The sequence below is a fragment of the Blastococcus sp. CT_GayMR20 genome, from assembly GCF_004570345.1.
In genome coordinates, this window is record NZ_SPQM01000324.1 from 1 (window position 1) to 934 (window position 934).

A 934-nucleotide genomic window follows, 5' to 3' on the forward strand; every position below is an offset into this window, starting at 1 on the left:
TCTCGCGGATGCTGCCGGTCGCCCGGGCCCTGCGCGAGCAGGTGCACTGGGCCGAGGTGTCCCGGGCCGTGGCCGACAACGACTTCGCGGTGGTGTTCCTCGACCTGCTCGACCGGCTCGACGTCGTCCCGCGCGCCAGCGCGGCCTGAGGCCGCCCGGGGGAATCTCCGCGTCCCCTGTCGGGGGCCGGCGGTTAACCTGTCGGCGAGCGGCCCCGTGCCGGAGACGAGCAACCGAGGGATCAACGTGCCCACCGGCAAGGTCAAGTGGTTCAACCCGGAGAAGGGTTTCGGCTTCCTCGCGCGAGAGGACGGCCCGGACGTCTTCGTCCACAAGGACGCCCTCCCGTCCGGGACGTCGGAGCTCAAGCCGGGTCAGCGCGTGGAGTTCGGGATCGTGGCCGGCCGGCGGGGCGACCAGGCCCTGCAGGTGCGCATCCTCGACCCGCTGCCCTCGGTGGCCGCGACGGTGGCCGCGCAGACCCGGAAGAAGCCGGACGACCTGGTGCCGATCATCGAGGACCTCATCAAGCTCCTGGACGACGTCGGCGAGGGGCTGCGCCACGGCCGGCACCCGGACCGCGCCGAGTCGCGCAAGGTCGCGTCGGTGCTGCGCGCCGTCGCCACCGACCTGGAGAGCTGAAAAGGACCCCGTCCTCCCCACCCCTCGCACGCTCGGGGCGGTGCCCTGGACCGGGCCTAACCGCCGGCGCGGATGAAGCCGACCGGCCAGGCGCCGGAGAACTCGCCGCAGTCCCCGCCCTTGTCCTCGACGACCACGAGGTAGAAGGCCGGCGGGACGACGTCGGACGTCGTGATCTCGTCGTAGGTCGTCGTCCCCTGGTCGACGTCGACCGTGCCCAGCCGCTCCTCGAGCGTCTCGTCGAAGACCTGCACGCTCCAGCCCTGCTCGGCGACCGAGTCCGGCACGGTGA

2 pseudogenes are annotated in these 934 nt (G+C 72.5%); one reads left to right on the plus strand and one right to left on the minus strand.

The features are described from left to right. Positions 1-246 precede the first annotated feature (246 nt). Positions 247-423: pseudogene (locus tag E4P40_RS29260) on the plus strand (cold-shock protein); the annotation flags it as partial. Between the two features lie 275 nt (positions 424-698). Here E4P40_RS29260 and E4P40_RS27730 read toward each other — a convergent pair. Further along, a pseudogene (locus E4P40_RS27730) lies at positions 699-934 on the minus strand (DUF2771 domain-containing protein); the annotation flags it as partial.